Source organism: Mesorhizobium sp. WSM4844, assembly GCF_055811775.1.
This window is the reverse complement of record NZ_JBVVQB010000020.1, coordinates 36,133-59,424: the sequence shown is the minus strand read 5'-3', so window position 1 is coordinate 59,424 and position 23,292 is coordinate 36,133. Positions and strand designations below refer to the sequence as shown.

Here is a 23,292-nt window from a genome sequence, read left to right as displayed (position 1 = left end):
ACCCGCTCTCCTACTCCGCTATGCCCTTGAACCCGATCGAGCTTCTCGACTATGCCGGTGTCGCCTTCTTCGCGGCGACCGGTGCGCTGGCCGCTTCGCGCAAGCAGCTCGACATCATCGGCTTTCTGTTCCTGGCCAGCGTCACCGGCATCGGCGGTGGCACGTTTCGTGACGTCATCCTCAATCTGCCGGTCTTCTGGGTTACCAACTCTGGCTATGTGCTGATCTGCGCGGTGGTGGCGATGCTTGTCTTTTTCGGGGCGCACCGTCTCGAATCCCGCTGGAAATTACTGCTCTGGCTCGACGCCGTCGGCCTCGCCGCGTTTTCGGTGATGGGTGCCGCCAAGGGCCTGGCCATCACCGGCTCGCCGGTCGTGTCCGTTGTTACCGGCGTGCTCACCGCCACGTTCGGCGGGATCTTGCGCGACCTGCTGGCCGGTGAGGCTTCGGTGCTCTTGAGACCAGAAATCTATGTCACCGCCGCCCTTGCGGGCGCCATCCTGTTTACAACAGGCGATCTCGCCGGACTGCCGCCGCTCGCCTCGGGCCTGGTGGGCTTCATAGCCGCTTTCTGCGTGCGTGGCGGCGCGCTTAAGTTCGGCTGGGCCTTTCCGTCCTACAAGAGCCGGCCCGGCCGGCGGCCGGAAGATATTCCGTGAAATGAGGCGAGTAGCGAATAGGGACAACGATCCGCAGCGGAACTCTCGCTACTCGCTACTCGCTATTCGCTACTCATTGGAATTCAGGCGGCGAAGCGCTGGGCTTCCCCGCCATAATAGCTGACGTAGCGGGCGCCGATCTCCTTGACCGGCATCACCACGAACACGTCGACCGTCGAGAATTCGCGGTCGATGACGCAGCCGTCGCCGATGCGCGCGCCGACGCGCAGATAGCCCTTGACCAGCGGTGGCATCGCCGCGATCGCGGCCTTGGCGTTGACCGCCTCGATCGGCATCAAATCCATGGAACAGTAGCGGCCGGCGACGGCGCGCACGTCCCAGGCCGAATTCGTCCGGCAGTGATGGGCGAGATAGGTCAGCGCTTCGGCGTGTGCCGCCGGCACGGTGCCGGGGAACGAGGCGCAACCGGTCATCACGCCGATCCCATAATGGTTGATATAGGCCCAGATACCTTGCCAGAGCGCCTCGATGGTGCGCTTCGAGCGGTATTCCGGCAAGACGCAGGAGCGGCCGAGCTCGAGGAAACGCTGGCCGGGGTGGCGGGCGATAAGATTGGTCAGCTCAAACTCGCCCTCGGAATAGAAGCCGCCGGCCGCTGCCGCGATCTCCTGCCGCAACAGGCGGTAGGTGCCGACAATGCGGCGATGCTCGGGACCGGACAGCGAGGTGTCGAAGACGAGCAGATGATCACAGAGCGGATCAAAATGGTCGGCGTCGCGCCGGTCCTGCACCTGAAACAGGGTTTTCCTGGCGCCGAGCTCGTCATAGAACACCCGGTAGCGCACTTCCTGCGCGGCGGCGATCTCGGCCTCGTTGCGTGCGAGCCGCACTTCGAGGTTGCCGATACGGCCAAGCGCTTCGCCTTTTATGACAGCATCGACGTTGCGCCCGGCGAGCAAAGCACCCCTGGCGTTCGGCCGAGCGTCACATTCCGGCATAACTGTATGCACGAGTGATTCTCCTTCGAGCCATCCCTCTTGGCACGGGGATACGGCGTAGGTGCAACAGGATTGTGACAGTACCGTGATACGGCCCTGCCGGCAATACTTCGTCGGCTGGTCAACCCTTCAACCGGCTTCTGCAGGTAAGCCAGGCAAGGACAGCCGGCGGATCAAGCGGCCACGTGACCCTCGACCGCATGGACAAGCGCGTCGGGGTCGAGCGGCTTGGTGACGAAGCCGCTGGCGCCATGAGCGAGCACTGCGTGGCGGGTCGTTTCCTGACTGTCCGCCGACAGCACCATGATCGGAACCGGCGACACGGCTGTTTCCTCCTCGTGCCGGCGGATGGCGGCGATCGCGTCCAGCCCGTCCATGACAGGCATGTGCAGGTCCATCAGCACCACGTCGAAGCGGTACTTGTGGTCGGTGCCGGTGATGGCCTCGACGGCGGCCTTGCCGTTGCCGACCAGTTTCACGCGATGCCCGGCCTTTAGCAGCGTGGCACGGGCAAGCATGGCGTTGATGTCGTTATCCTCGGCGATCAGCACGGACAGGCCCCGCCGCCGGCCGCCAATGGCGCGGGCGGTTGGTGCGCCGCGCTTTTCCGGCTGCGGCTGGGTGAGGGCAGGCACGCTGCTGGTCAAAAGCACGCGAAGCAACGTTTCGCCACGCACCGGCCTTGCCAGAAAGGTGGCGTAGCCGCTGGCGCGGAACTCGCCCAGCATGCCGCGGTCGGTTGGCGCGATCAGTGTAATCGCCTCGCAATCGGCAAAGCCGCTCTGGCGAAGGCGCTTGAGCAACCTGCCGTCGCCTTCCTCCATGGCCGCATCGACCAAAAGCGCGTCGCAGCCTTCGGCGAAGGACGCCGCCTGGGCGGCGGTGGTGGCCAGATCGACCCTGCCGCCATTGGCGCGGATGGTGCGGGCGATGGCGTCGGCCTCGATGGCGTTCTTCGACAGGATCACGGCGCGCCGCCCTGACAGCGCATCCCGACGGCTCTGCGGCGGCTCGGTGGCCGATATTGCAGGGATTTCGAAGACGAATTCCGAACCCTGGCCGAGCTGGCTCGACACCGAGATCGTGCCGCCCATGGCGATCACCAGGCGCCTGGAGATGGCAAGACCGAGCCCGGCGCCGCCATGCGCGCGAGTCGACGTGCCGTCAGCCTGTTCGAATTCCTCGAAGATGCGCTCCAGGTCGTCCTCGTGCAGGCCGGGACCGGTGTCGGTGACGGTGAAGCCTATGCGGTCGGTGGTTTCGGTGCGGACACGAGCGATGCTCACCAACACGCCGCCGCTGTCGGTGAACTTGATGGCGTTGCCGATGAGGTTGAGCAGCACCTGCCTGACTCTTCCAGGATCGGCTGATATCATCTGCGGCACGTCGGGTTCGACATGGCAGCCAAGGCCGATGTTCTTGGCGAAGGCACGCGCTGCCAGGAGTTCCACGATGTTGTCGGCGATCTCGCGCACCGACATTGGCTGCGGTTCGGGATCGAAGCGGCCGGCCTCGATCTTGGAATAGTCGAGCAGGTCCTCGATCAGCGCCAGCAGCGCGCTGGCCGAGGTCGAGATGGCGCCGACATAGGTCCGTTGTTGCGGCGAGAGCCCGGTGTCCGCCAGCAGCTTGGCCATGCCCATGATGCCGTTCATCGGCGTGCGGATCTCGTGGCTGACGGTGGCGAGGAAGCGCGATTTGGCCTGGCTTGCATATTCGGCTCGCTCGCGGGCGGTGATCAGCGACGTTTCGGCGTGCTTGCGTGCGGTAATGTCGCGGGCGATTGCGCGATGCGAGACGGAACCGCTCTCCTTGTCGCGCACGGACAGTTCGATCCATGAGAACCAGCGCGGGCCGCTCGGTGTGCTAATGGCGACGTCGGTGGAGCTCAGGCATTCATGGTCGGAAAAAGCGGCATCGGGAACGATGCCGACGTCGATGCCGAGGTCGGCCAGGGCCCTGCCGGCAAGGTCGCGCTGGTCGGCTCCGACAAGCTCGGCGAAAACCTTGTTGGCATAGACGATGTGGCCGTCACGGTCGCGATGGACGACGAGATCGCCAAGCGCGTCGATCAGCCCGCGAAAGCGTTCCTCGCTCTCCTGCATCTCCCACACGCGGTCGGCCAGGCTCTCAACCTCGGCGCGACTGCGCGCTGCGGTCGCGCCAAGCAGCGCAACCGTGCGGCGCGCCGTGCGCCTGGCACGCAGATGCACGGCAAGGCCTGCCATGCCAGTCGCCAAAAGCCCGACGGTGATGAAGATCGGCGCGCCGGTCAGATGCGACAGGCCCGCCAGCACGACGATGGCGACGAGCATCAGGAACGGCAGGCCTTCGCGATTGGCGGCGGGCAATTCAGGCGCCAGTGGCGGCGCCGCGATATGCTGCCGGCTTGGCGCCTCCGGGCCGATCCCGTCGCCGTTTTCGGCGCTCTCTGTTTCTCTGATGCCGGATTCCGTGGCCATGCGGAAACCCTTGCCAGACAGAGATTATGGAAAATTGCCGCGGATCGTTCGAATTTTAGCGGTCGCGCGGTTTTTGCCTCTCCGCTCCTGAAGCGCGTCGCGTTTGGCCGGCCTCATGCGAGGCGCTTCACCGCTGCACACCCTGGGTCATGCTTTTGCTCGACATGCATTAAAAACCGGAGAAGGAAGAGCTCACATGTCCACCACCACGCGACCGCGGACCTTGCCCTCGACGATATCGTGCGCGGCGTCGATGATGCCATCGAAACCAATGGTCGTGGACAGTTTGGCGAGCTTCTGGAGGTCGAGGTCCGTGCCGATCCGGCGCCACGCCTCCATGCGGACCGTTTTTGGCGCCATCACCGAATCGATGCCGAGCAGACAAACGCCGCGCAGGATGAACGGGGCGACGCTCGTCGGCAGATCCATGCCGCCGGCCAGGCCACAGGCGGCGACGGCGCCGCCATAGGAGGTCATCGAAAGGACGTTGGCCAGGGTGTGACTGCCGACCGCGTCGACGCCGCCGGCCCAGCGTTCCTTGGCGAGCGGCTTTGCCGGCTGGGCAAGCTCGTCGCGCGGAATCACCTCCGAAGCACCCAGGCCGGTCAGGTAGGAACTTTCAGCGCTGCGGCCGGTCGAGGCGACGACGTGATAGCCGAGGCTGGACAGAATCGAAACCGCGACCGAGCCGACGCCGCCGGCCGCGCCCGTCACCACGACGGGGCCGCGTTCCGGCACGATGCCGTGCCGTTCCAGCGCGATAACGCAAAGCATGGCGGTGTAACCTGCCGTGCCGACCGCCATCGCATCATGCGGGCTCATGCCCTGGGGCAGCGGCACCAGCCAGTCGCCCTTGACACGGGCGCGCTCGGCATAGGCGCCAAAATGCGTCTCGCCGACGCCCCAGCCGTTCAATATGACCTTGTCCCCCGTGCGCCAGTCGGCATGGGAGGACGAGATGACGGTGCCGGCGAAATCGATGCCCGGTACCAGCGGCCAGCGGCGGATCACCGGCGCCTTGCCGGATATGGCGAGGCCGTCCTTGTAGTTCACCGTCGTCGCCTCGACGGCGACGGTGACATCGCCTTCCATCAGGTCGGCTTCAGTAAGGTCGGTGATCGCGACCGACTGCTTCTTCTCGGCGTCGCGCGAAACGAGGATGGCTTTGAAGGTTTCGGGCATGTCTTCTCCTCGGGCTTCTTGAATGGGACACTGTATGGCGGCAGAAGGCCAGGTCAATCGCTTGAGGGCTTGGCCTCACGCCGCCAACCAATGAGTTCGTCGAGGACGACCACCACCGCGCCGACCGCGATGAAGGCGTCGGCGAGGTTGAAGATGGCGAAGGACCATACCGGGGTGTGAAACAGGATGTAGTCGATCACGTGACCATAGGTAACGCGGTCGAACAGATTGCCGAGCGCGCCGCCGACGATTAGCGCAAAGCCGATGCGGGTAAGCACGTGGCTGGGCGGAGTGCGGGCCGCAAGATAGAGCACGAAAGCGACGACGAAAGCGGCGATGACCACCAGGCCGGTGTCACCGAAGGACGAAAACATCGAGAAGGCGATGCCGGTGTTGTAGGTGCGATACAATGCCAGGAACGGGACAAGATCGACCTTTTCCTGAAAAGGGAGGCCGGTCTCGACCAGATATTTCACCCACTGGTCGAGCGTCACCGCGGCGGCGACCAGCACGACGTAGGGCAACCAGGATTTTGCCGTTGGGGATTTCACCGTTCGGGATGTCACGGTCAGGCGCCCTCCGGGGCAAGTTTCAGCGCGCCGCGCCGGATCTCGAACAGCATGATGCCGGTGGCCACCGCGAGATTGAGCGAATCGGCCCGACCAGACTGTGGAATCCGCAGCAATCTGTCGCAGCTTTCGGCCAGGCTTTCGGGCAGGCCCTGCTGTTCGTTGCCCATCACCAGCAGCACCGGGCCTTTGGAAAAGTCGACCGAACGGTAATCGACCGCACCTTTCAAATGTGTGCCGGCAACCAGGCCAGGAAAGCTTTTTCGCCAGGCAAGGAAGGCTTCCGGCGTCGCTTTGGCCACCGGCACGGCGAAGATCGAGCCCATCGTGGCGCGCACGGTCTCGACGGAAAAAGGATCGGTGGTCTCGCCGACCAGGATGATGCCCTTGGCGCCAACGGCATCGACGGTGCGGATGACGGTACCGAGATTCCCGGGGTCGCGCACGCGGTCCAGCGCCACCCAGACATCGCCGTCTTGAGCGCGGATGCCCTTCAGCGGCAGGAACTTTTGCGAAAAGACGCCGACCACCATTTGCGGGTTGTCGCGGCGCGTGATGGCGACGAGCACTTTTTCCGAAACTTCGAGCACGGTGCCGCCGGCGGCAACCGTGCGCGCCGCGACCTTTTCGACCGCCGCGTTGCCGCGTCCGGCCTTGGCGAAGACCAGCGTCCGGATCGACCAGCCGAGGTCGAGCGCGTCGATGACCAGCTTCAGCCCCTCGGCCATGAATGCGTTCTGCTGGTCGCGGTATTTCTTCAGCGAGAGCGCCTTGATGTCCTTGATCAACGGATTGGCAAGGCTGGTGACTTCCTTCACCTGACCTGGCGCGCCGGCGTGCCGCTCGCTCATTCAGGCCACCCAGCGCGAAAACAGCGAGGTGGACAGCGCCCGGCCGGCGGATTTCTCGCGGATAATCAGTTCGCCGGATTCGACCGTGCCGCCCATGCCGGCAAAAGTGTCGCGCATCAAGGCATGGATGGCGAAGAAGGAAGCGCGGATCGAATAGGCGGTCAGCACGACAGCGAGCGGCTTCGGCGTCAGGACCGAGCGGCAGAGGTCGGTCAGAGCCGGCAGATCCTCGAACAATTGCCAGACCTCGCCCTTGGGGCCACGGCCATAGGCGGGCGGATCGAACAGGACGATGTCGTAACGGCTGCCTCGGCGCTCCTCGCGCTCGGCGAATTTTAGGGCGTCGTCGACGATCCAACGGATCGGCTTTTGCGACAGGCCCGCCATCTCCTGGTTCTCCCTGGCCCAGCCGATCGCCTTCTTGGAAGCATCGACATGGGTGACCTCGGCGCCGGCGCGCGCCGCCACCAGCGAGGCAAGGCCGGTATAGCCGAACAGATTCAGCACTTTGACCGGCCGCTTCGCCGCCGCGATCAGCCCGGCCATGTGATCCCAGTGCGAGGCCTGCTCGGGGAACACGCCGACATGGCGAAACGAGGTGAAGCGGCCGAGATAATCGATGCCGTCATGCTTCATTGGCCAGGTTTCGCCGAGCGGCGTCCTGGGGAAACGCCAGCGGCCGATGCCTTCCTCGTCGGTGTCGCCGGTGAAAATGGCGTCGGCGCGGTCCCAGTCTTTGGCCGGCAACGCTTTTTGCCAGATCGCCTGGCCTTCAGGCCGAACGATGCGATAGGGGCCGTACTGCTCGAGCTTCTGTCCGGTACCGCTGTCGAGCAACGCGTAGTCGGCGTTGGGCGCGACTTCGAGGATCAGCGGCAGGTGTTCGGCGGGCAGGGCGCCGTCGCGGCGGGAAAGGACGCGCGGCGCGGCTATCGGCTCGGTGCGGTTGCCCGATGCGCCGGTTGCGCGCGGTTCCGCCCCGCCCTTTGCGAGCTGATGCGAGCGGCTGTCGCGGCGTTTGTCGCGAAAAGGTTTCAAGAAGAGCATCTCCTGGGCGACGTGGCCCGCTTCTGCCACAGCACATTCACCGGCGCAACAAACGCAGTCGCCGGACATTTCCGATCCGGTCAGCCGCGCTTGATGAAGAGCAGGGCAGCAACCAGCGATACGAAACCGACGGCCTTGAAGCCGGCGACGATCATATGGCCTGTTTCCCAGCGCAGCCGGATCGCTTCGAAATTCTCCGGAATCGGGCCAGGCACCCAAGTGGCCAGAATATCGTTCGCCGGCTTGACGAGAGCAAACCACATCGCAAGAGACACCGCATAGATCACGGCAGCGGCCAACGCATACCAGAACGCTGGACGGTCATTGCGCAGCATCCAAGCGAGCAGTCCCGGACAGCCGATCGCGGCCAGGTCCAGTGGCGCGCCAATGACGGCAAACAGCTGGAACTGGGCGTTGAAGACAGTCGTCTCGCGCCAGAGAGAAGGCGACCATTTCGTCAGCCGAGGAGCTGATTCCAGGACATGGGCGAAGGATGGTCCAAGGCTGAGCGCCGCGACAACGGCGGCCAAGATGGACCAGAACAACAGGAACCCGCGTATCTCCATAACGCCCGAACAACGGGGTGACGCCGGAGACGTTCCCCGTCGGAAGGGAGTAAGGGAGTAGGGGAGTAGGGGATAAAGCAGCAAGTGAATAGGGAAAGTATGGCTTGCACGAAGCCGATCCAATGGTACGACCCCCCTACTCCCCTACTCCCCTAACTTCCCCATCGCCTTGTACACCGCAATGCCGGCGGCGAGGTCTTCGAGGGCTGCGCCGACCGATTTGAACAGCGTGATCTCACCGGGGCTCTGCCGGCCCTTCTTCTGGTCGCGTGCCAATTCATGCAGATCGGCGACGATGGCTTGCGCCTCCAGCACGCCCGAGGCCAGCGGCTGGACGATGTCGCCCGCTTCCTTGGTGGCGCCGGCCCGGGTGTCGACGTAGACGCGGGCGCGCGCAATCGCATCGTCGTCGCTTTCGCGCATGGCCGGCGTGAAGCCGCCGACCAGATCGACATGGGTCCCCGGCTTCAACAGCGCGCCCTTGATCAGCGGCGTGGTCGTGATCGTCGCCGACGAAACGATGTCGGCCTGGCCGAGTTCGGCGTCGAGATCGCTCGCGGCGGTGGCCGCAAAGCCCTCGGCGCGCAATTCCGCCGCAACCTTTTCGGCATTGGCCGGCGTGCGGTTCCAGATGCGGATGACGGTGATCGGCCGCACCGCGCAATGCGCCCTGGCGAGGAACGGCGACAGCGCGCCGGCGCCGACCACCAGCAACCGCGAAGCGTCCTCGCGGGCCAGATAGGAGGCTGCCAGCGCCGAGGCGCAGGCCGTGCGCCACTGCGTCAGCCGCTGGCCGTCGATCATGGCTTCAGGCTCGCCGGTCGCACCGTCGAGCAGGAGGTAAAGCCCCATCACAGCGGGTTTGCCCACGACATTGTTGTCGGGCGACACGGTGACGATCTTGACGCCGATATGGCCGCCTGCCGACGAGCCGGCGGCATTGAAGTCGGTCCAGGCCGGCATCAGGAGCAGGGTCGAGGCCGCGCCGTCGGGCCGTTCGACCGTATGGTGGTGCCTGACCGGCTGTACCGCGCCATCGCGAAAAGCCGCGCGCAGCGTTTCGACCAGGCCGGGAAAGGTCAGCGCCTGATCGACCTCGGCCGCCGAAATGCTCAACATAAGAAACTCCGTCGAGAGAAATACGCCTGACGCATGACCGCGAAATCAGAAGCGATTTTCTGCAAAGATCATGCGCAATCAAAAATGGTACAGCGTCCTTTGCGCGCCCAAAAAGGACGCGCGGCGGTTCCGGCTCAGCCCGTCGGCTTCGGCAAGGAGGGGCCTTGTTGCGCGGCCGGTGCCCGGCTGACCGCCTGGCGCAAGTTCTCGGCCTCGACGCCGCGCTGGCGCGCCAGCTTGCGATAGCGGCCCTGCTTGATCCAGGTCGCCAGGCTGCCGACGATCATGCCGATGGCGAGGGCCACGAACAGGAAGATGAAAAGCGGCAGCGTCATCGTCAGCGCCGGATTGCCGGGGTTGAATGGGTCCAGGGTGAAGGCAACCGGATCGCGGTTGGCCACCGCCAGCGCAATCAGAATGACGGCCAGCGGCACGAAGACCACGATGAGCATGAAACGATTGAACATAGAATTTCCTGTCGAAGGCGCGCTCTACCAAAGGCCGGGCCTCCTGAAAAGGCCGGCATGGCGCATGAGCCCGCGCGGCGCTTATCTGCCGCTGTTCAGCCTTTCACGCAATTCCTTGCCGGTCTTGAAGAACGGCACCCATTTCTCCTCGACCTCGACGGATTCGCCGGTACGCGGATTGCGGCCGGTGCGGGCGGGGCGGTTTTTCACCGAGAAAGCGCCGAAACCGCGCAGCTCGACCCGGTTGCCTTCGGCGAGCGCGTCGGTGATCTCGTCGAAAATCGCGCCGACAATGTTTTCGACGTCACGCAGGAAAAGGTGCGGGTTGCGTGTGGCGATGATCTGCACAAGTTCGGATTTGATCATGAGAAGGCTCCCCGTGAAAACACTGCGGTCAAATTATGAGGATGATTTTATTTGCTTTTTTCACTCGTCTCAAGGGTGCCAGACGGAAACCAGACCGTCAAGAAACAAGCGATCGGCACCAAGTTCGTGAATGATGTCGCCGCCATAGTCGGGCAGGCCGAGCGCACTGCCGATGGTTCGTGCCATCGCCTTCGAGAACAGGAAGCCGCCGCTTTCCGCGTCCTTCCACTCCACCACCTTGAGCTTGGCGTCGATGCCCTTGGTTGCGAGCCAGTCGATCGCTTCGGTCTCGCCGCCGACCGCGTCGACCAATTTGTTGGCAACGGCCTGCCGGCCGGTGAAGATCGATCCGTCGGCCAGCGCCAGCGCCTCCGGTTTGGTCATCTTGCGGCGTTCGGCGACGATGCCGACGAACCAGTCGTAGCTGTCGAGGATGAGCTTGCGGACCATGGTGCGCTCGTCGTCATTGGTCGGCTTGAAAGGCGATGGCGAAGCTTTCAACGGCGAGGATTTCACTTCCTCGAGCTTGACGCCGAGTTTGTTCATAAGGCCGCTGACGTCCGGATACTGGATCAGCACGCCTATCGAGCCGACAATCGACGATTTGCGCGCGACGATATGATCGGTCGCGGTAGCGATCATATAGCCCGCCGATGCGGCCAGCGTGCCGACCTGGGCCACCACCGGCTTCTCGGCGGCCAGCTTGCGCACTGCCTCGTAGATCGATTCGCCGCCGACGGTGGTGCCGCCAGGTGAATCGATCGACAGGATCACAGCTTTCACCCTCGAGGATTGACGGATGACGTCCAGTTGCTTGATCAGGTCGTCGTCTTCGGTGATGGTGCCCTCGATCTTGACCTTGGCGATATGGTCGATCGCCGCGCCAGTGAAGTCATCGCCGTAAATCCAGGTCGAAAAGGCAATCAGCCCGGCTGCTGCGACAACAAGCGCTGCAACGCGCCAGAATGTCAGCTTGCGGCGCAAGCGGCGGCGGTCGATCAGGTCGTCGGCTCTCAGTACCATGGTCAGCCTCATAGTCGGTGGGAGCAGATGCTTTTAAAGCAACCGCCCGCGCCCGGCTACCGATTCCTGACGAGCTTGCGCCAAAGACAAGGTCTCGACGTTGGCGAGACGGCGTTTCGAGAGAACATAAAAGACCAATCCACAGCCCCTAACGCTGTCGGCCCGTATCTGGTATGACGTGCAAGTTGTGCCGGTTTCATTTTCGTTTGTGCAACAGCAATCGTCACACTTTTGCGGTTTTCCTCCGCTTGTGCTTGCTTGAGGGCGCCGGCATCCCACCTATAGGGGTGCTTGGCGGCAGGGGCTTAGAAGAAAGCAGTTATGTTAGCGCGACCGATCGAACCGACCAACACCGAGACGGAGTTGGCTTCCCCGGACGTAGGCCCGGCGCGAGTCGACGCCTTCGGCATCGCCCAGCGCCATTCGCGCCGCGTGCGTATCTTGAAGCTGGCGGTGCCGCTGGCCGCTGCCGCGATCGCGGTCGCCGTCCCGGTCTATTCCTATCTCATGGCACCTGGCTCAATCCAGGTCCAGGCCGACGCCAGCGCGTTCGCCAATGGCAAGCTGGTGATGGCCAACCCCAAGCTCAACGGGTTCACCAAGCAGAAACTGCCCTATTCCATGACGGCTTTGCGCGCCATACAGGACGTGAGCCAGCAAGGTATCATCAATCTGGAAGGCATCGACGCCAAGCTGCCGATATCAACCGACAATGTGGCGGCCATCAATGCCCCGCACGGTAGCTTCAATCGCGATGGCAACACGATGAGCCTGACCAGCGATGTCACCATAACCACCACAGATGGCCTGGCGGCAAAGTTCAAATCGGTCTTTCTCGACATGGGCAAAGGCACTATGAAGACGAACGATCCGGTCGACGTCAGCCGTGGCGGGTCGCGGATTACCGCGGATTCGATGTCTGTCCAGGACAACGGCAAGATCGTGGTTTTCGAGAACAGAGTGCGTGTCAACATCGATCCCGCCAGCTTGAAGGCGGCAGAGGCAATGAGCGGAGAATCCAATGCGGTTCAGTAGTTCGACACGGCTCGTGGCCGCGGCTTCGGCGTTGCCGGCCGTAGGGCTCGCCGCCCTGGGGCTGGCTTTGGCGGCGGCGCCGGCTCTGGCGCAGTCCAGGGCCACCAGCCAGCTGTCGGGCCTCAAACTGTCCGGCGACAAGCCCATCCAGATCGAAAGCGACAAGCTCGAGGTCCGTCAGGCGGACAGCGTCGCGGTGTTCACCGGCAATGTAAACGTCGTCCAGGGTCCGACCTTGCTCAAGGCCGGCAAGATGACCGTCTATTACGTCAAGGACCCGGACGCTGCCGCCAAGGGTGAGCAGGCCTCGGGTGCCGCGATGACCGGCTCGGCCGACATCGACCGTCTGGAGGTCGCCAACAAGGTCTATATCAAATCGGACGACCAGGTCGCCACGGGCGACAGCGGCACCTTCGACATGAAGACGGAAGTGCTGGTGCTTTCAGGCAGCAAAGTCGTGCTCTCGCAAGGCGACAATGTACTGGTCGGCTGCAAGCTGACCGTGCAGATGAAGAGCGGTCTGGCCCAGGTCGACCCCTGCGGCGGTGGACGCGTCATGATGTCGATCACGCCGCCGAAGTCGGGAGCGGCGAACCCCTGATGGTCGACGTAGCATCGCTGTTGGCGCGTCTTCCAGGACGCGCCGCCAGCAAACTTGCGGCACCGGCCGCGGTTAACCTCGATCAGGTAAAATTCAAGGGAACCCTGATCGCCAAAGGGCTGACCAAAAGCTACAAGGGCCGCAAAGTCGTCAGTGGCGTGACGATCGGCGTGCGCGCCGGTGAGGCGGTCGGGCTGCTCGGCCCCAACGGCGCCGGCAAGACCACCTGCTTCTACATGGTCACCGGCCTGGTGCCGGTCGACGAAGGCACGATCGAAATCGACGGCTTCGATGTCACCTCTATGCCGATGTACCGCCGCGCCCGCCTTGGCATCGGCTACCTTCCGCAGGAGGCGTCGATCTTTCGCGGCTTGAGCGTCGAGCAAAACATCCGTGCCGTGCTCGAAGTGGTCGAGAAGAGCCGCAAGGAGCGCGAACGCATTCTCGACGAACTGCTCGAGGAGTTTCACATCAGCCATCTGCGCAAGGCCCCGTCGCTGTCGCTTTCCGGCGGCGAGCGGCGGCGCCTTGAAATCGCGCGCGCCCTGGCGACCCGCCCCGCATACATGCTGCTCGACGAGCCTTTCGCCGGCATCGATCCGATCGCCGTCGCCGACATCCAGCAACTCGTGCGCCATCTGACGGCGCGCGGCATCGGCGTGCTCATCACCGATCACAATGTCCGCGAGACGCTCGGCCTGATCGACCGCGCCTACATCATCCATGCCGGCCAGGTGTTGACCCATGGCCGGGCCGACGAAGTGGTCGCAAACCCGGATGTGCGGCGGCTTTATCTCGGTGAGGGTTTTACACTCTAAGCGTGAAAATTTCTGTCCAGACGCGGTTTTTGACGCGAGACAGAGCTTTTTCTTCGATTTCTCGTCGGAATACGCACGGACAGGCGAGTTTTGATCGCCGTCGCCTTGACAAGCAAAAGCCGGGCCAGTTTCTATGCCGAACTCCTTCCGGCAGTCCGGATGCGTAGACAGGGCGTTTGAAACCGAACCATGGCGTTGGCGGCAAAACTACAGCTACGACAGTCCCAGTCGCTGGTGATGACGCCGCAACTCATGCAGTCGATACGGCTGCTGCAGTTCACCCACATCGAGCTGGAACGCTTCATCGACGACGAGATCGAGCGCAATCCTTTGCTCGAGCGCGCCGAGCCGCAAGACGATGCCGTCAGCGACCAGGCGCAGAAGATCGATGCCGCGCCGGAAACGGCCACCGCCGGCGACTGGTTCGAGAAGGACACGGCGTGGAGCGCCGAGGCGATCTCGGAAAAGCTCGATACTTCGCTGGAAAACCTGTTTCCCGACGACCCCGGCACCAGCGAGCGACTCGGTCCCGACCTGACGGCCCAGTGGAAATCGGCATCCGGCAACGGTTCCGCATCCGCTTCCGACGGTTTTGACGTCGGAGACATGGCGGCCGGAGCCATCACGCTGCGCGAGCATGTCGCCGAGCAGGTCGCGCTTGCCTTCGCCGACCCGGCAGCACGCCTGATCGCCAGCGAACTGGCCGATGGCCTCGACGAGGCCGGCTACATGCGCGCCGACATGGCTGAGATCGCCACCCGTCTCGGCACCGACAGAGCGGCGGTGGCAAATGCGCTCGCGGTCTGCCAGACATTCGAGCCCACCGGCCTCTTTGCCCGCGACCTTGCCGAATGCCTGTCGCTGCAGCTTGCCGTCCGCGACCGTCTCGACCCTGCGATGAAGGCTTTGATTGCCAATCTCGAACTCCTGGCCCGGCGCGATTTCCAGACCCTGAAACGGATTTGTGGGGTCGATGAGGAGGATCTGCTCGACATGCTGGCCGAGATACGTGCGCTCGATCCGCGCCCGGGGATGGCGTTTTCGGGCGGCGCCAGCGACGCGATCATCGCCGATGTCGAAGTGCGTGCGGCCAATGACGGGAGCTGGGTGATCGAACTCAACCCCGAAACGCTGCCGCGCGTGCTGGTCGACCATATCTATTTCGCCCGGGTTTCGCCGCATGCGAAAAATCAGACGGAAAAGGATTTCCTGGCGGAGTGCCTGCAAAACGCCAATTGGCTGACGCGCAGCCTCGATCAGCGGGCGAAGACTATCCTCAAGGTTGCCTCAGAAATCGTGCGCCAGCAGGACGCCTTCCTCGTCCATGGCGTGCGTCACCTGAGGCCGCTCAACCTGCGCACGGTGGCCGACGCCATCGGCATGCACGAATCGACCGTCAGCCGGGTCACCGCCAACAAATACATGCTGACGCCGCGCGGCGTGTTCGAACTGCGCTATTTCTTCACCGCCTCGATCGCTTCGTCGGGTGGCGGTGACGCGCATTCGTCTGAAGCGGTGCGCGACCGCATCAAGCAGTTGATCGACGAGGAGAAACCTGCCGACGTGCTTTCCGACGACGCGATTGTGGATATGTTGCGGGAAAGCGGCGTCGATATCGCCAGGCGCACGGTCGCCAAGTATCGGGAGGGCATGAATATTCCCTCGTCGGTGCAGCGGCGGCGTGAAAAACGCGCTTTGGCCAGCGCCGGACGTTGATCTCCGACTGAATTTTCGACAGCTTTCGCACTTCATTGACAAGCCGCAATGAAGTGGCTAGAAGCCCGCCCGCATGGGACGGGCTACTGCCCGCATGCGGATGGTCCGTCACGACGTTGGCCACGGGACGGTCAAGAAGGCGGCTTGTGATCAATCGGAAAAGTTCGGATTTAAAATCGGCGCAAGTGACGCCGCAAAGCTTGTGCGCTCAGACCACGGGTATAAACTCGGGACAGTTTGAAGCCTGAGCAAGGAAGGTCAGTATTCAGATGACGCTGCGCATATCAGGAAAACACATGGATATCGGCGATGCGTTCCGTACGCGCATCAACGACCGTGTCGGAGAGGTGATCGGGAAATATTTCGATCGGGGCTTTTCAGGGCAAATTGTCGTCGTCAAATCGGGGTCGCGCTACACGGCCGATTGCATGATCCGGCTGGATTCCGGCGCTTCGCTGCAGGCGACCGGTGAAGCGCAGGACCCGACGCTCGCTTTCGAGGCGGCGGCGGATCGCCTCGAGACCCGCCTTCGCCGCTACAAGCGTCGGCTGAAGTCGCATAATTCAGGCAACGCCAATGGCGAACCCACCGACGTCGCCTATACGGTGATGGCGCCGCTTGCCGACGATGACGAGGAAATGCCGGAGAATTTCGCGCCAGCCATCGTCGCCGAATCAACCATGACGCTGCGGACCATGTCGGTGGCGTCAGCCGTGATCGAACTCGACACCAAGGACAGCCCGGTCCTCGTCTTCCGCAACGCCGGAAACGAGCATCTCAATATCGTCTATCGTCGGCCGGACGGAAACATCGGCTGGATCGACCCGTCTACGACCAAGGTCGCGCAGGGCTAACGGCCAAGGCCGCACTGGGCTGACGGCCAAGGCCGCAGCGGGCTGACGGCCAAGGCCGCACTGGGATAAGGCACCAGCCGCACGCGAGAGTGAGGGCTGGCGACGGCAGGCGAACAAGGGATTTCAAGTATGGACCTGAGCGATCTTATCAACGTTCCGGCAATCTTGCCGGCGTTGAAGGCGAACTCCAAGAAGCAACTGCTGCAAATGCTGTCCGAAAGGGCGGCGGCGATTGCCGGCATTCCGGAACGGGAGGTGTTCGACACCATCCTGCAGCGTGAACGGCTGGGCTCGACCGGTGTCGGCAACGGCATTGCCATTCCGCATGGCAAGCTGGCCGGGGTGAAGCGGATCGCCGGGGTTTTCGCCCGGCTGGAGACGCCGGTCGATTTCGAGGCGCTGGACGACCAGCCGGTCGATCTGGTGTTCCTGCTTTTGGCGCCCGAAGGCGCCGGCGCCGACCATCTCAAGGCGCTGTCGCGCATTGCGCGGGTGCTGCGCGACGCCGACACGGTGGCCAAGATCAGGGGCACCCGCGACGCCGCCGCGATCCATGCGCTTTTATCGGATACACAAGCCTCGCACGCGGCCTGAGTTTTTTCGATCAGTTCGGTTAAAGGGCCGCCCCGAGCGGCCCTGTCCGTTCTAACCAGATCGCTGCGCCGTCTTGTTAGTGGATGGCGCTTAGTGGATCGCGACGGGGGTCAGGTCGTTTTCCAGGGCGCCGGCCAGCGCCCGCTCGCGAGCGTCGGAAAGCAGGATCGGCTGGCCGTTGGCGGCAAACAGGGCCCACAGTTCCAGCCCGGGCGCGATTTCGCCGAGGCCCGGGAAACGGCCGCGCAGATCGTCGCTCGAGATTTTCCTGAGATAGGCGACCGAGCCTTCGCCGAGATGGGCGAACTCGCCGCTGGTCATGATAAGATTTTCGTCAGTTCTGGTCATTTAAGCCTCCGTGCTGCGAGGACCCCGTTCAAGGCCGCCTCGCATGAGAGCAATCGGTAAAAATCAGTCTTTCACCGATATGTTTATTTTCCGTACCAGCCGTTCGGACTCGGGCCGATCGAGATCGATCGACAAAAGACCGTTCTTCAGCTCCGCCGCGATCACCCGCATGCCGTCGGCCAGCACGAAACAGCGCTGGAACTGGCGCGCGGCAATGCCGCGGTGCAGAAATTCGCGCTCGGTGTCATCGTTCTGACGGCCGCGCACGACCAACTGGTTCTCCTCCGTGGTCACATCGAGATCGTTTTCGGCGAAACCGGCGACAGCGAGCGTGATACGCAGCCTTTCGGCCTTGCCGTCGGCACCGCTGAGGCGCTCGATGTTGTAGGGAGGGTAGCTGTCACCCGACTTCGCCAGACGCTCCAGGGTCTTTTCCATGGCGTCGAAACCCAGGAGAAGCGGGCTGGAAAAAGGCGTCATTCGGCTCATGTTACACTGTCCTCTCAAGAGCGACATAAACTGGAAAAACCCGTATGGCATTTTTCCCGATGGTCTTGATATGGTCCGCCCGGCGGTCGAGTTCAAGCCGTCAAAATCCCCGCCCAAAAAGACTCCCTAAAAAGGAATTGAAATGCCCCAATCCCGCAAGATCATCATCGACACGGATCCCGGCCAGGATGATGCCGTCGCCATATTGCTGGCGCTCGGCAGCGCCGAGCTGGAGATCGTCGGCATGACCGCCGTCGCCGGCAACGTGCCGCTGAGACTCACCGAAAAGAATGCACGCAAGATCTGCGAGCTGGCCGGCCGGCCTGACATCAAGGTCTATGCCGGCGCCATCCGGCCGCTGGCGCGCGAACTGGTAACCGCCGAGGAGGTGCACGGCGAGACCGGGCTCAACGGACCGCAATTGCCCGAACCAACCATGGAGCTGCAGGCCCAGTACGCAGTCGATTTCATCGTCGAGACGCTGATGAAGGAAGAGAGCGGCACGATCACCCTGTGCGCACTCGGCCCGCTCACCAACATAGCGCTGGCGCTGATCCGCGAGCCGAACATTGCGCCGCGCATCAAGGAAATCGTGCTGATGGGCGGCGGCTTCTTCGAAGGCGGCAACGTCACCCCGACCTCCGAATTCAACATCTATGTCGACCCGCATGCCGCCGATGTCGTATTCAAATCCGGCATTCCGATCGTCATGATGCCGCTCGACGTCACCCACAAGGCGCTGACCACGGCCAAGCGCACCCAAGCCTACCGCAAGCTCGGCACCAGGGTCGGCACGGCCACGGCGGAGATGCTGGAATTCTTCGAACGATTCGACGAAGCGAAATACGGCACCGACGGCGGTCCGCTGCATGACCCTTGCGTCATCGCCTATCTGTTGAAACCCGAGCTGTTCAGGGGCCGCAACTGCAACGTCGCTGTGGAAACCGCCTCGGAACTCACCATGGGCATGACCGTGATCGACTGGTGGGGCGTGACCAAACGGCCGAGCAACGCCATGGTGATGCGCGACATCGACCACGATGCGTTGTTCGCGCTGCTGCTGGAAAGGCTGGGCCGGCTTTAGGGCTGCTTCCCTCTCCCCTCGTGGGGCCTTGTGGCCCGAAGGGCGGGCGAGGCCCGTGACTCGCCCCGGGCGGGGGACCTGCGTGCAACGCCGAGACGGTTGAGGGTGTTGGCCGGAGCGCTGTTGGTGCCAAGCTGGAACACCCCTCATCCGGCCGCGGAGCCTGTCCTCGGGCTTGCCGGCAGCAAGACCCGTGGGCGGCCACCTTCTCCCACGAGGGGAGAAGGAAAAGAGTGCCGCTCACTTCGCTTTTGAAAATGCCAGCCACAGGCCGCCGCCGACCAGAAAACTGCCGCTTATCCGCGACAGCAGCTTGACGCGGCCGGCCGAAAGCAGGCGTCCGGCGCGGCCGGCGGCCAGCGCGTAGGTCGAATCCGATACGGCGGCAAAGATCATGGCGGTGAGACCCATAACGCCGATCTGCAACCCATGGTTGCCGTCAGGAGCGATGAACTGCGGAAAGAAGGCGCCGAAGAACACCAGCGTCTTGGGATTGCTGATCGCCACCAGCAGGCCCTGCAGGAAGAAGCCGCCGCGCGGTGTCTTCGCCGATCCGTCGGCGTTCAGCTTGCCCTTGGAGCGGAACATCTGCACACCCATCCAGATCAGATAGGCGGCACCGATCAGCCTGACCCATTCGAACCAATGGCCCATTCCCGCGATCAGCGAGGTCAATCCGATGCCGACAATGGCGATCATGATCGCCAGTCCGGCCTGTGTGCCGGCGACGTTGGCGAGGCCGGCGCGAGAGCCATGGCGGATGCTGTTGGCGATGATCAGCGTGACCGTCGGTCCGGGTACCAGGATGATGACAAGGCAGGCGACGAGATAGGTGGCATAGAGTTCCAGCGACATGGTTTCCTCAACAGTATGCGGCTTGCGACACGGCTGACCGCGATCAATGCATGACAGTAACGCGGCTGCAAGCCGGAAGGAGATGTCGCCGGCAACCTTGACCTGGATTATTTTAGGCTCCAGCCAGCCACGGCAGCGTCGTCTCGTAGGCTGCCGCCGCTCTCAGCACGGCCATGTCGCCGCGCGGCCGCCCGATCAATTGCATGCCCATCGGCCTGCCGCTGCCATCGAAGCCGGCCGGTACACTGACCGCCGGGCAGCCGCCCAGCGTGGCGAGCGCTGACACCTGCATCCAGCGGTGATAGCTGTCCATGGCACGCCCGGCCACCTCCCTGGGCCAAGGAGTACCGACATCGAAGGGAAAAACCTGGGCGGTTGGCAGCGCGATCAGGTCGAAGCGGTCGAAGTGTGACAGCAACGTTTGATGCCACGACGAGCGCCTCACCGTGGCGGCGTGGATCTGCGGTGCCGTGAGTTGCAGCGCCTGTTCCACCTCCCACACGGCCTCCGGCTTCAGAAGAGCGCGTTTCAAGGGATCGTCGTAATGCGCCTTGAGCGCACAACCGCTGCTCGCCTGGCGCAGCGTCACGAAGGCCTGCCACAGCGCTTCGAAATCGAAATCCGGCACCAGGGCTTCGGTCTGAAAGGATGCCGCGGCGAACCGGCCGAGAGCGGCCTCGCAAAGACTAAGGATGCCGGGTTCGACCGGCAGATGACCACCGAGATCGCCGAGCCAGGCGATGCGGCCGCCGGCCGTCGGCGTTTGCAGCCCCTGCAGGAAGCAGCCCTGTTTGTGATGCGAGAGCGGCGCGCGCGGGTCGTAGCCAGCCTGCTCGTCGAGCAGCAACGCCATGTCGCGCACGCTGCGGCCCATCGGTCCTTCGACGCCCATCTGGGCGTGGAAGACGTCAAGCTCGGGGCCGGCCGGGACAAGTCCCTGCGACGGACGGAAGCCATAGACGTTGTTGTAGGCGGCCGGGTTGCGCAGCGAGCCGCCAAAGTCGCTGCCGTCGGCGACAGGCACCATGTCGAGCGCCAGTGCGACCGCCGCGCCGCCGCTCGAGCCGCCGGCGGTCAAGGCCGGGTCGAAAGCATTGAGTGTCGGGCCGAACACCGTGTTGTAGGTATTGGAGCCCAGGCCGAATTCGGGAACGTTGGTCTTGCCGATGATGATGGCGCCGGCCTTGCGGATGCGCTCGACGAAGAAATCGTCTTCCTGCGGCACGAAATCGGCGAAGATCGGCGAGCCGAAGCTGGTCCTGAGGCCCTTGGTCTGCGCGAGATCCTTGATGGCGATCGGCAGACCGAACAGCGGTCCGGCATGCCCTGCATGCGCCAGATGGGCGTCCGCCCCGTCCGCCTCGCGCAGGATGTCGGCGCGGTCGCGCAACGAGACGATGGCGTTGACCAGCGGGTTTACGGCGTCGATCCGGTCGAGGAATGCCGTCGCCACCTCGCGTACCGACGACCGGCGGCGCCGGATCGCGTCGGCGAGATCCATGGCGGACAGGCGGCAGATATCGCCGGCAGGCGGCACGGCATGTTTTGTGGCCGGACGCATGGCTCTCACCTGGCCTCCGGGTCTTGGAGCGCCGCCTCGACTTCCTTCGCCAGCGGGATTGCCGGCTGGGCACCGGGCTTCAGGCAAGCGAGCGAACCAGCGGCTGCAGCACGGGCGAGCGCCTGGTCGAGCGGCAGGCCCGATGACAGCCCGGCGGCGAAATAGCCGCAGAACGTGTCGCCGGCGCCGACCGTATCGACCGGAGTGACGTTCAACGCCGGAACCATCAGGAGATCGGCTGGCGTGGCGGCCAGAACGCCGTCACCGCCGAGCGTGACGACGATTGTGCGACCGGTCGTCCCCGCGAAATCGCGCATCCGCGCCGGGCGATCGCGGCCGCTCAGCGACAGCGCCTCGCCATAGAGGTCGAATTCGGTTTCGTTTGCGACGACATAGTCGGCCTTGCCGAGGAAGGCGGCCGCCTCTGCGCGGAACGGTGCCGTGTTGAGCACGGTAACCGCGCCTGCCGCCCGTGCTGCGTCCAGTGCTGCATCGACAGTCTGCAGCGGGATTTCCTGCTGCAGGAGCACGACATCGCCCTTCTTCATGAAAGCCTTGGAGAGGTCGCCTGTGACGACCGAATCATTGGCGCCCGGCACCACGGCAATGACATTCTCGCCGTCGTCGGCGACCATGATCAAGGCCGTGCCGGTCGAGGCGAAGGTTTCACCGACACCGGACAGGTCGATCTTGCCGTCCCGCAACAGCGCCAACGCTTCGGTGGCGAAATTGTCCTTGCCGACCGCGCCGACCATGCGCACCTTGGCGCCGGCACGCGCGGCGGCCAGCGCCTGGTTGGCGCCCTTGCCGCCGGGTGCGGTGGCGAAACCGGAGCCACGGACCGTCTCGCCCGGTGCGGGCAAGCGGTCGACATTGGCGATAAGGTCGAGGTTGATCGAGCCGACAACGATGATCAAGTGGTGCCTCCCTGCTGACTGCGGGAAGCTACTCCGTAAGGCCGCCGCTTGCCAGACCGCGCGATCTAATCGCGTCAGGTTTGAACGCGCTTCTCAGCGCAACTCCAGGCGTCGGCGGTGCCGACATCGACAATTGGCGCGCGATTTCAGGATCCGACCTGTCCCGCTTCCCAGCCAAGGATGGCGCGTTTGCGCGTCAGGCCCCAGTGGTAGCCTGTGAGCGCGCCGGACTTGCCGAGAGCCCGGTGGCATGGCACCACGAAGGACATCGGATTGGCGCCAACCGCGGCACCCACCGCCCGGCTGGCGCTCGGTGCGCCGATGCCGGCAGCGATCGAGGAATAGGTGCAGGCCTTGCCCATCGGGATGCGCAGCAGGGCTTCCCAGACGCGGACCTGGAAGTCGGTGCCGATCAAGACGACGCGCAGCGGCTGGTCGGCGCGCCACAGCGCCGGATCGAAGATGCGCGCCGCATAGGGCGCCGTCGCGGCCATGTCCTCGACATAGTTTGCGTTCGGCCAGCGGCCGGACATGTCGGCAAAGGCTGCGCGCTCGTCGCCGGCATCGCTGAAGGCGAGGCCGGCAAGCCCACGATCTGTGACCATGATCAGGGCGATGCCGAAAGGCGAGATATGATAGCCGTAGCGGATCGTCAGCCCGGCGCCGCGCGTCTTGTAGTCGCCCGGCGACATCGCCTCGTGGGTGACGAAAAGGTCGTGCAACCGGCCGGGGCCTGACATGCCGACCTCGAAAGAAGCCTCGAGCAGCGGCATGCCGGAATCGAGCAGTTTGCGCGCATGGTCGAGCGTGACCGCCTGCAGAAACGCCTTGGGCGACAGGCCGGCCCAGCGAGTGAAGAGCTTCTGCAACCCGGTCGGCGTCTCGCCGACTTCCTCCGCCAATATTTCGAGCGACGGCTGGTCACGATAGTCAAGGCTGATCTTCTCGATCGCGCGCCGAACAACTTCGTAGTCACCGCCTTCGGGTGTGATGTCTTTCTTCAGAATAGCTGTCTGTGCGTTCATCGGGCCATCTCCTTGATCGTGAATATCGTCCTTCGCGGCTCCGATCACCACCCGAAACTTGCCTTCTCGTCATGTGCATCCAGATAGATTTGGCTTCGAGCAAGGAGCCGACGATGGCTGGCGAA

Annotated in this window: 25 protein-coding genes; 8 read left to right on the top strand and 17 right to left on the bottom strand. The window is 63.8% G+C overall.

What is annotated here, in order from left to right:
• The first annotated feature begins 26 nt into the window (after positions 1–26).
• Complete coding sequence (locus AC0L2A_RS17655) at positions 27–659, top strand: trimeric intracellular cation channel family protein (protein WP_473609845.1); 633 nt, start codon at positions 27–29, stop codon at positions 657–659.
• 83 nt (positions 660–742) lie between these two features.
• On the opposite strand, the gene olsB is transcribed toward AC0L2A_RS17655, so the two are convergent.
• From olsB to sppA, 11 genes are all read right to left on the bottom strand, one after another.
• On the bottom strand, positions 743–1,618 hold the full coding sequence (gene olsB, locus AC0L2A_RS17650) for a l-ornithine N(alpha)-acyltransferase (protein WP_473609890.1): 876 nt from the start codon (positions 1,616–1,618) through the stop codon (positions 743–745).
• A 173-nt stretch (positions 1,619–1,791) separates the two neighbouring features.
• Entirely contained in the window at positions 1,792–4,080 is a 2,289-nt protein-coding gene (locus AC0L2A_RS17645) for a response regulator (RefSeq protein ID WP_473609843.1), read from the bottom strand.
• A gap of 192 nt (positions 4,081–4,272) precedes the next feature.
• Positions 4,273–5,262 carry an acrylyl-CoA reductase (NADPH) gene (gene acuI / locus AC0L2A_RS17640; protein ID WP_473609842.1) on the bottom strand — a complete coding sequence of 330 codons (990 nt, stop codon included), beginning with the start codon at positions 5,260–5,262 and terminating at the stop codon, positions 4,273–4,275.
• A 53-nt stretch (positions 5,263–5,315) separates the two neighbouring features.
• Positions 5,316–5,828: a signal peptidase II gene (gene lspA, locus AC0L2A_RS17635; protein ID WP_473609841.1), complete on the bottom strand. Its 513-nt coding sequence runs from the start codon at positions 5,826–5,828 to the stop codon at positions 5,316–5,318.
• 2 nt (positions 5,829–5,830) lie between these two features.
• Positions 5,831–6,682 (bottom strand): TrmH family RNA methyltransferase, encoded by an 852-nt coding sequence (locus AC0L2A_RS17630; RefSeq protein WP_473609839.1) that lies wholly within the window; start codon positions 6,680–6,682, stop codon positions 5,831–5,833.
• A complete protein-coding gene (locus AC0L2A_RS17625) occupies positions 6,683–7,720 on the bottom strand; it encodes an RsmD family RNA methyltransferase (RefSeq protein ID WP_473609838.1) in 1,038 nt (345 codons plus the stop codon). It abuts the gene before it with no gap.
• Between the two features lie 89 nt (positions 7,721–7,809).
• Complete coding sequence (locus tag AC0L2A_RS17620; protein WP_473510754.1) at positions 7,810–8,295, bottom strand: DUF1772 domain-containing protein; 486 nt, start codon at positions 8,293–8,295, stop codon at positions 7,810–7,812.
• Between the two features lie 144 nt (positions 8,296–8,439).
• Positions 8,440–9,414: a bifunctional Delta(1)-pyrroline-2-carboxylate/Delta(1)-piperideine-2-carboxylate reductase gene (gene lhpI, locus AC0L2A_RS17615; RefSeq protein ID WP_473609837.1), complete on the bottom strand. Its 975-nt coding sequence runs from the start codon at positions 9,412–9,414 to the stop codon at positions 8,440–8,442.
• Between the two features lie 134 nt (positions 9,415–9,548).
• Positions 9,549–9,881 (bottom strand): LapA family protein, encoded by a 333-nt coding sequence (locus AC0L2A_RS17610; protein WP_091595569.1) that lies wholly within the window; start codon positions 9,879–9,881, stop codon positions 9,549–9,551.
• A gap of 81 nt (positions 9,882–9,962) precedes the next feature.
• Positions 9,963–10,247, bottom strand: coding sequence for an integration host factor subunit beta (locus AC0L2A_RS17605; RefSeq protein ID WP_473609835.1), 285 nt, complete (start codon positions 10,245–10,247; stop codon positions 9,963–9,965).
• A gap of 69 nt (positions 10,248–10,316) precedes the next feature.
• Complete coding sequence (gene sppA / locus AC0L2A_RS17600; protein ID WP_473609834.1) at positions 10,317–11,270, bottom strand: signal peptide peptidase SppA; 954 nt, start codon at positions 11,268–11,270, stop codon at positions 10,317–10,319.
• Between the two features lie 321 nt (positions 11,271–11,591).
• On the opposite strand from sppA, the gene lptC reads away from it, so the two are divergent.
• From lptC to ptsN, 6 genes are all read left to right on the top strand, one after another.
• Positions 11,592–12,305: an LPS export ABC transporter periplasmic protein LptC gene (gene lptC, locus AC0L2A_RS17595; protein ID WP_091595571.1), complete on the top strand. Its 714-nt coding sequence runs from the start codon at positions 11,592–11,594 to the stop codon at positions 12,303–12,305.
• Entirely contained in the window at positions 12,292–12,906 is a 615-nt protein-coding gene (locus AC0L2A_RS17590; protein ID WP_473609833.1) for an LptA/OstA family protein, read from the top strand. Before lptC ends, AC0L2A_RS17590 begins: the two co-directional genes overlap by 14 nt.
• On the top strand, positions 12,906–13,724 hold the full coding sequence (gene lptB / locus AC0L2A_RS17585; protein WP_027153062.1) for an LPS export ABC transporter ATP-binding protein: 819 nt from the start codon (positions 12,906–12,908) through the stop codon (positions 13,722–13,724). Before AC0L2A_RS17590 ends, lptB begins: the two co-directional genes overlap by 1 nt.
• A gap of 189 nt (positions 13,725–13,913) precedes the next feature.
• On the top strand, positions 13,914–15,440 hold the full coding sequence (rpoN, locus tag AC0L2A_RS17580) for an RNA polymerase factor sigma-54 (RefSeq protein ID WP_473609831.1): 1,527 nt from the start codon (positions 13,914–13,916) through the stop codon (positions 15,438–15,440).
• A 269-nt stretch (positions 15,441–15,709) separates the two neighbouring features.
• The gene (gene hpf, locus AC0L2A_RS17575; RefSeq protein WP_023797447.1) at positions 15,710–16,294 is read left to right on the top strand and encodes a ribosome hibernation-promoting factor, HPF/YfiA family; all 585 of its coding nucleotides are present in this window, start codon (positions 15,710–15,712) and stop codon (positions 16,292–16,294) included.
• A gap of 129 nt (positions 16,295–16,423) precedes the next feature.
• On the top strand, positions 16,424–16,888 hold the full coding sequence (ptsN, locus tag AC0L2A_RS17570; RefSeq protein WP_023797448.1) for a PTS IIA-like nitrogen regulatory protein PtsN: 465 nt from the start codon (positions 16,424–16,426) through the stop codon (positions 16,886–16,888).
• Between the two features lie 90 nt (positions 16,889–16,978).
• On the opposite strand, the gene AC0L2A_RS17565 is transcribed toward ptsN, so the two are convergent.
• Complete coding sequence (locus tag AC0L2A_RS17565; protein ID WP_023797449.1) at positions 16,979–17,236, bottom strand: BQ00720 family protein; 258 nt, start codon at positions 17,234–17,236, stop codon at positions 16,979–16,981.
• A 63-nt stretch (positions 17,237–17,299) separates the two neighbouring features.
• A complete protein-coding gene (locus AC0L2A_RS17560) occupies positions 17,300–17,725 on the bottom strand; it encodes an Hsp20 family protein (protein WP_023797450.1) in 426 nt (141 codons plus the stop codon).
• A gap of 142 nt (positions 17,726–17,867) precedes the next feature.
• Here AC0L2A_RS17560 and AC0L2A_RS17555 point away from each other — a divergent pair, with 142 nt between their 5' ends.
• Entirely contained in the window at positions 17,868–18,809 is a 942-nt protein-coding gene (locus AC0L2A_RS17555; protein ID WP_473609830.1) for a nucleoside hydrolase, read from the top strand.
• Between the two features lie 240 nt (positions 18,810–19,049).
• Here AC0L2A_RS17555 and AC0L2A_RS17550 read toward each other — a convergent pair whose 3' ends face one another.
• From AC0L2A_RS17550 to AC0L2A_RS17535, 4 genes are all read right to left on the bottom strand, one after another.
• Complete coding sequence (locus tag AC0L2A_RS17550) at positions 19,050–19,664, bottom strand: LysE family translocator (RefSeq protein ID WP_023797453.1); 615 nt, start codon at positions 19,662–19,664, stop codon at positions 19,050–19,052.
• A gap of 112 nt (positions 19,665–19,776) precedes the next feature.
• Positions 19,777–21,225 carry an amidase gene (locus AC0L2A_RS17545; RefSeq protein WP_473609829.1) on the bottom strand — a complete coding sequence of 483 codons (1,449 nt, stop codon included), beginning with the start codon at positions 21,223–21,225 and terminating at the stop codon, positions 19,777–19,779.
• Between the two features lie 5 nt (positions 21,226–21,230).
• Positions 21,231–22,142: a ribokinase gene (locus AC0L2A_RS17540; RefSeq protein WP_091595584.1), complete on the bottom strand. Its 912-nt coding sequence runs from the start codon at positions 22,140–22,142 to the stop codon at positions 21,231–21,233.
• Positions 22,143–22,288: 146 nt separating this feature from the next.
• Positions 22,289–23,167 (bottom strand): methylated-DNA--[protein]-cysteine S-methyltransferase, encoded by an 879-nt coding sequence (locus AC0L2A_RS17535; RefSeq protein ID WP_091595685.1) that lies wholly within the window; start codon positions 23,165–23,167, stop codon positions 22,289–22,291.
• Positions 23,168–23,292: the final 125 nt, after the last annotated feature.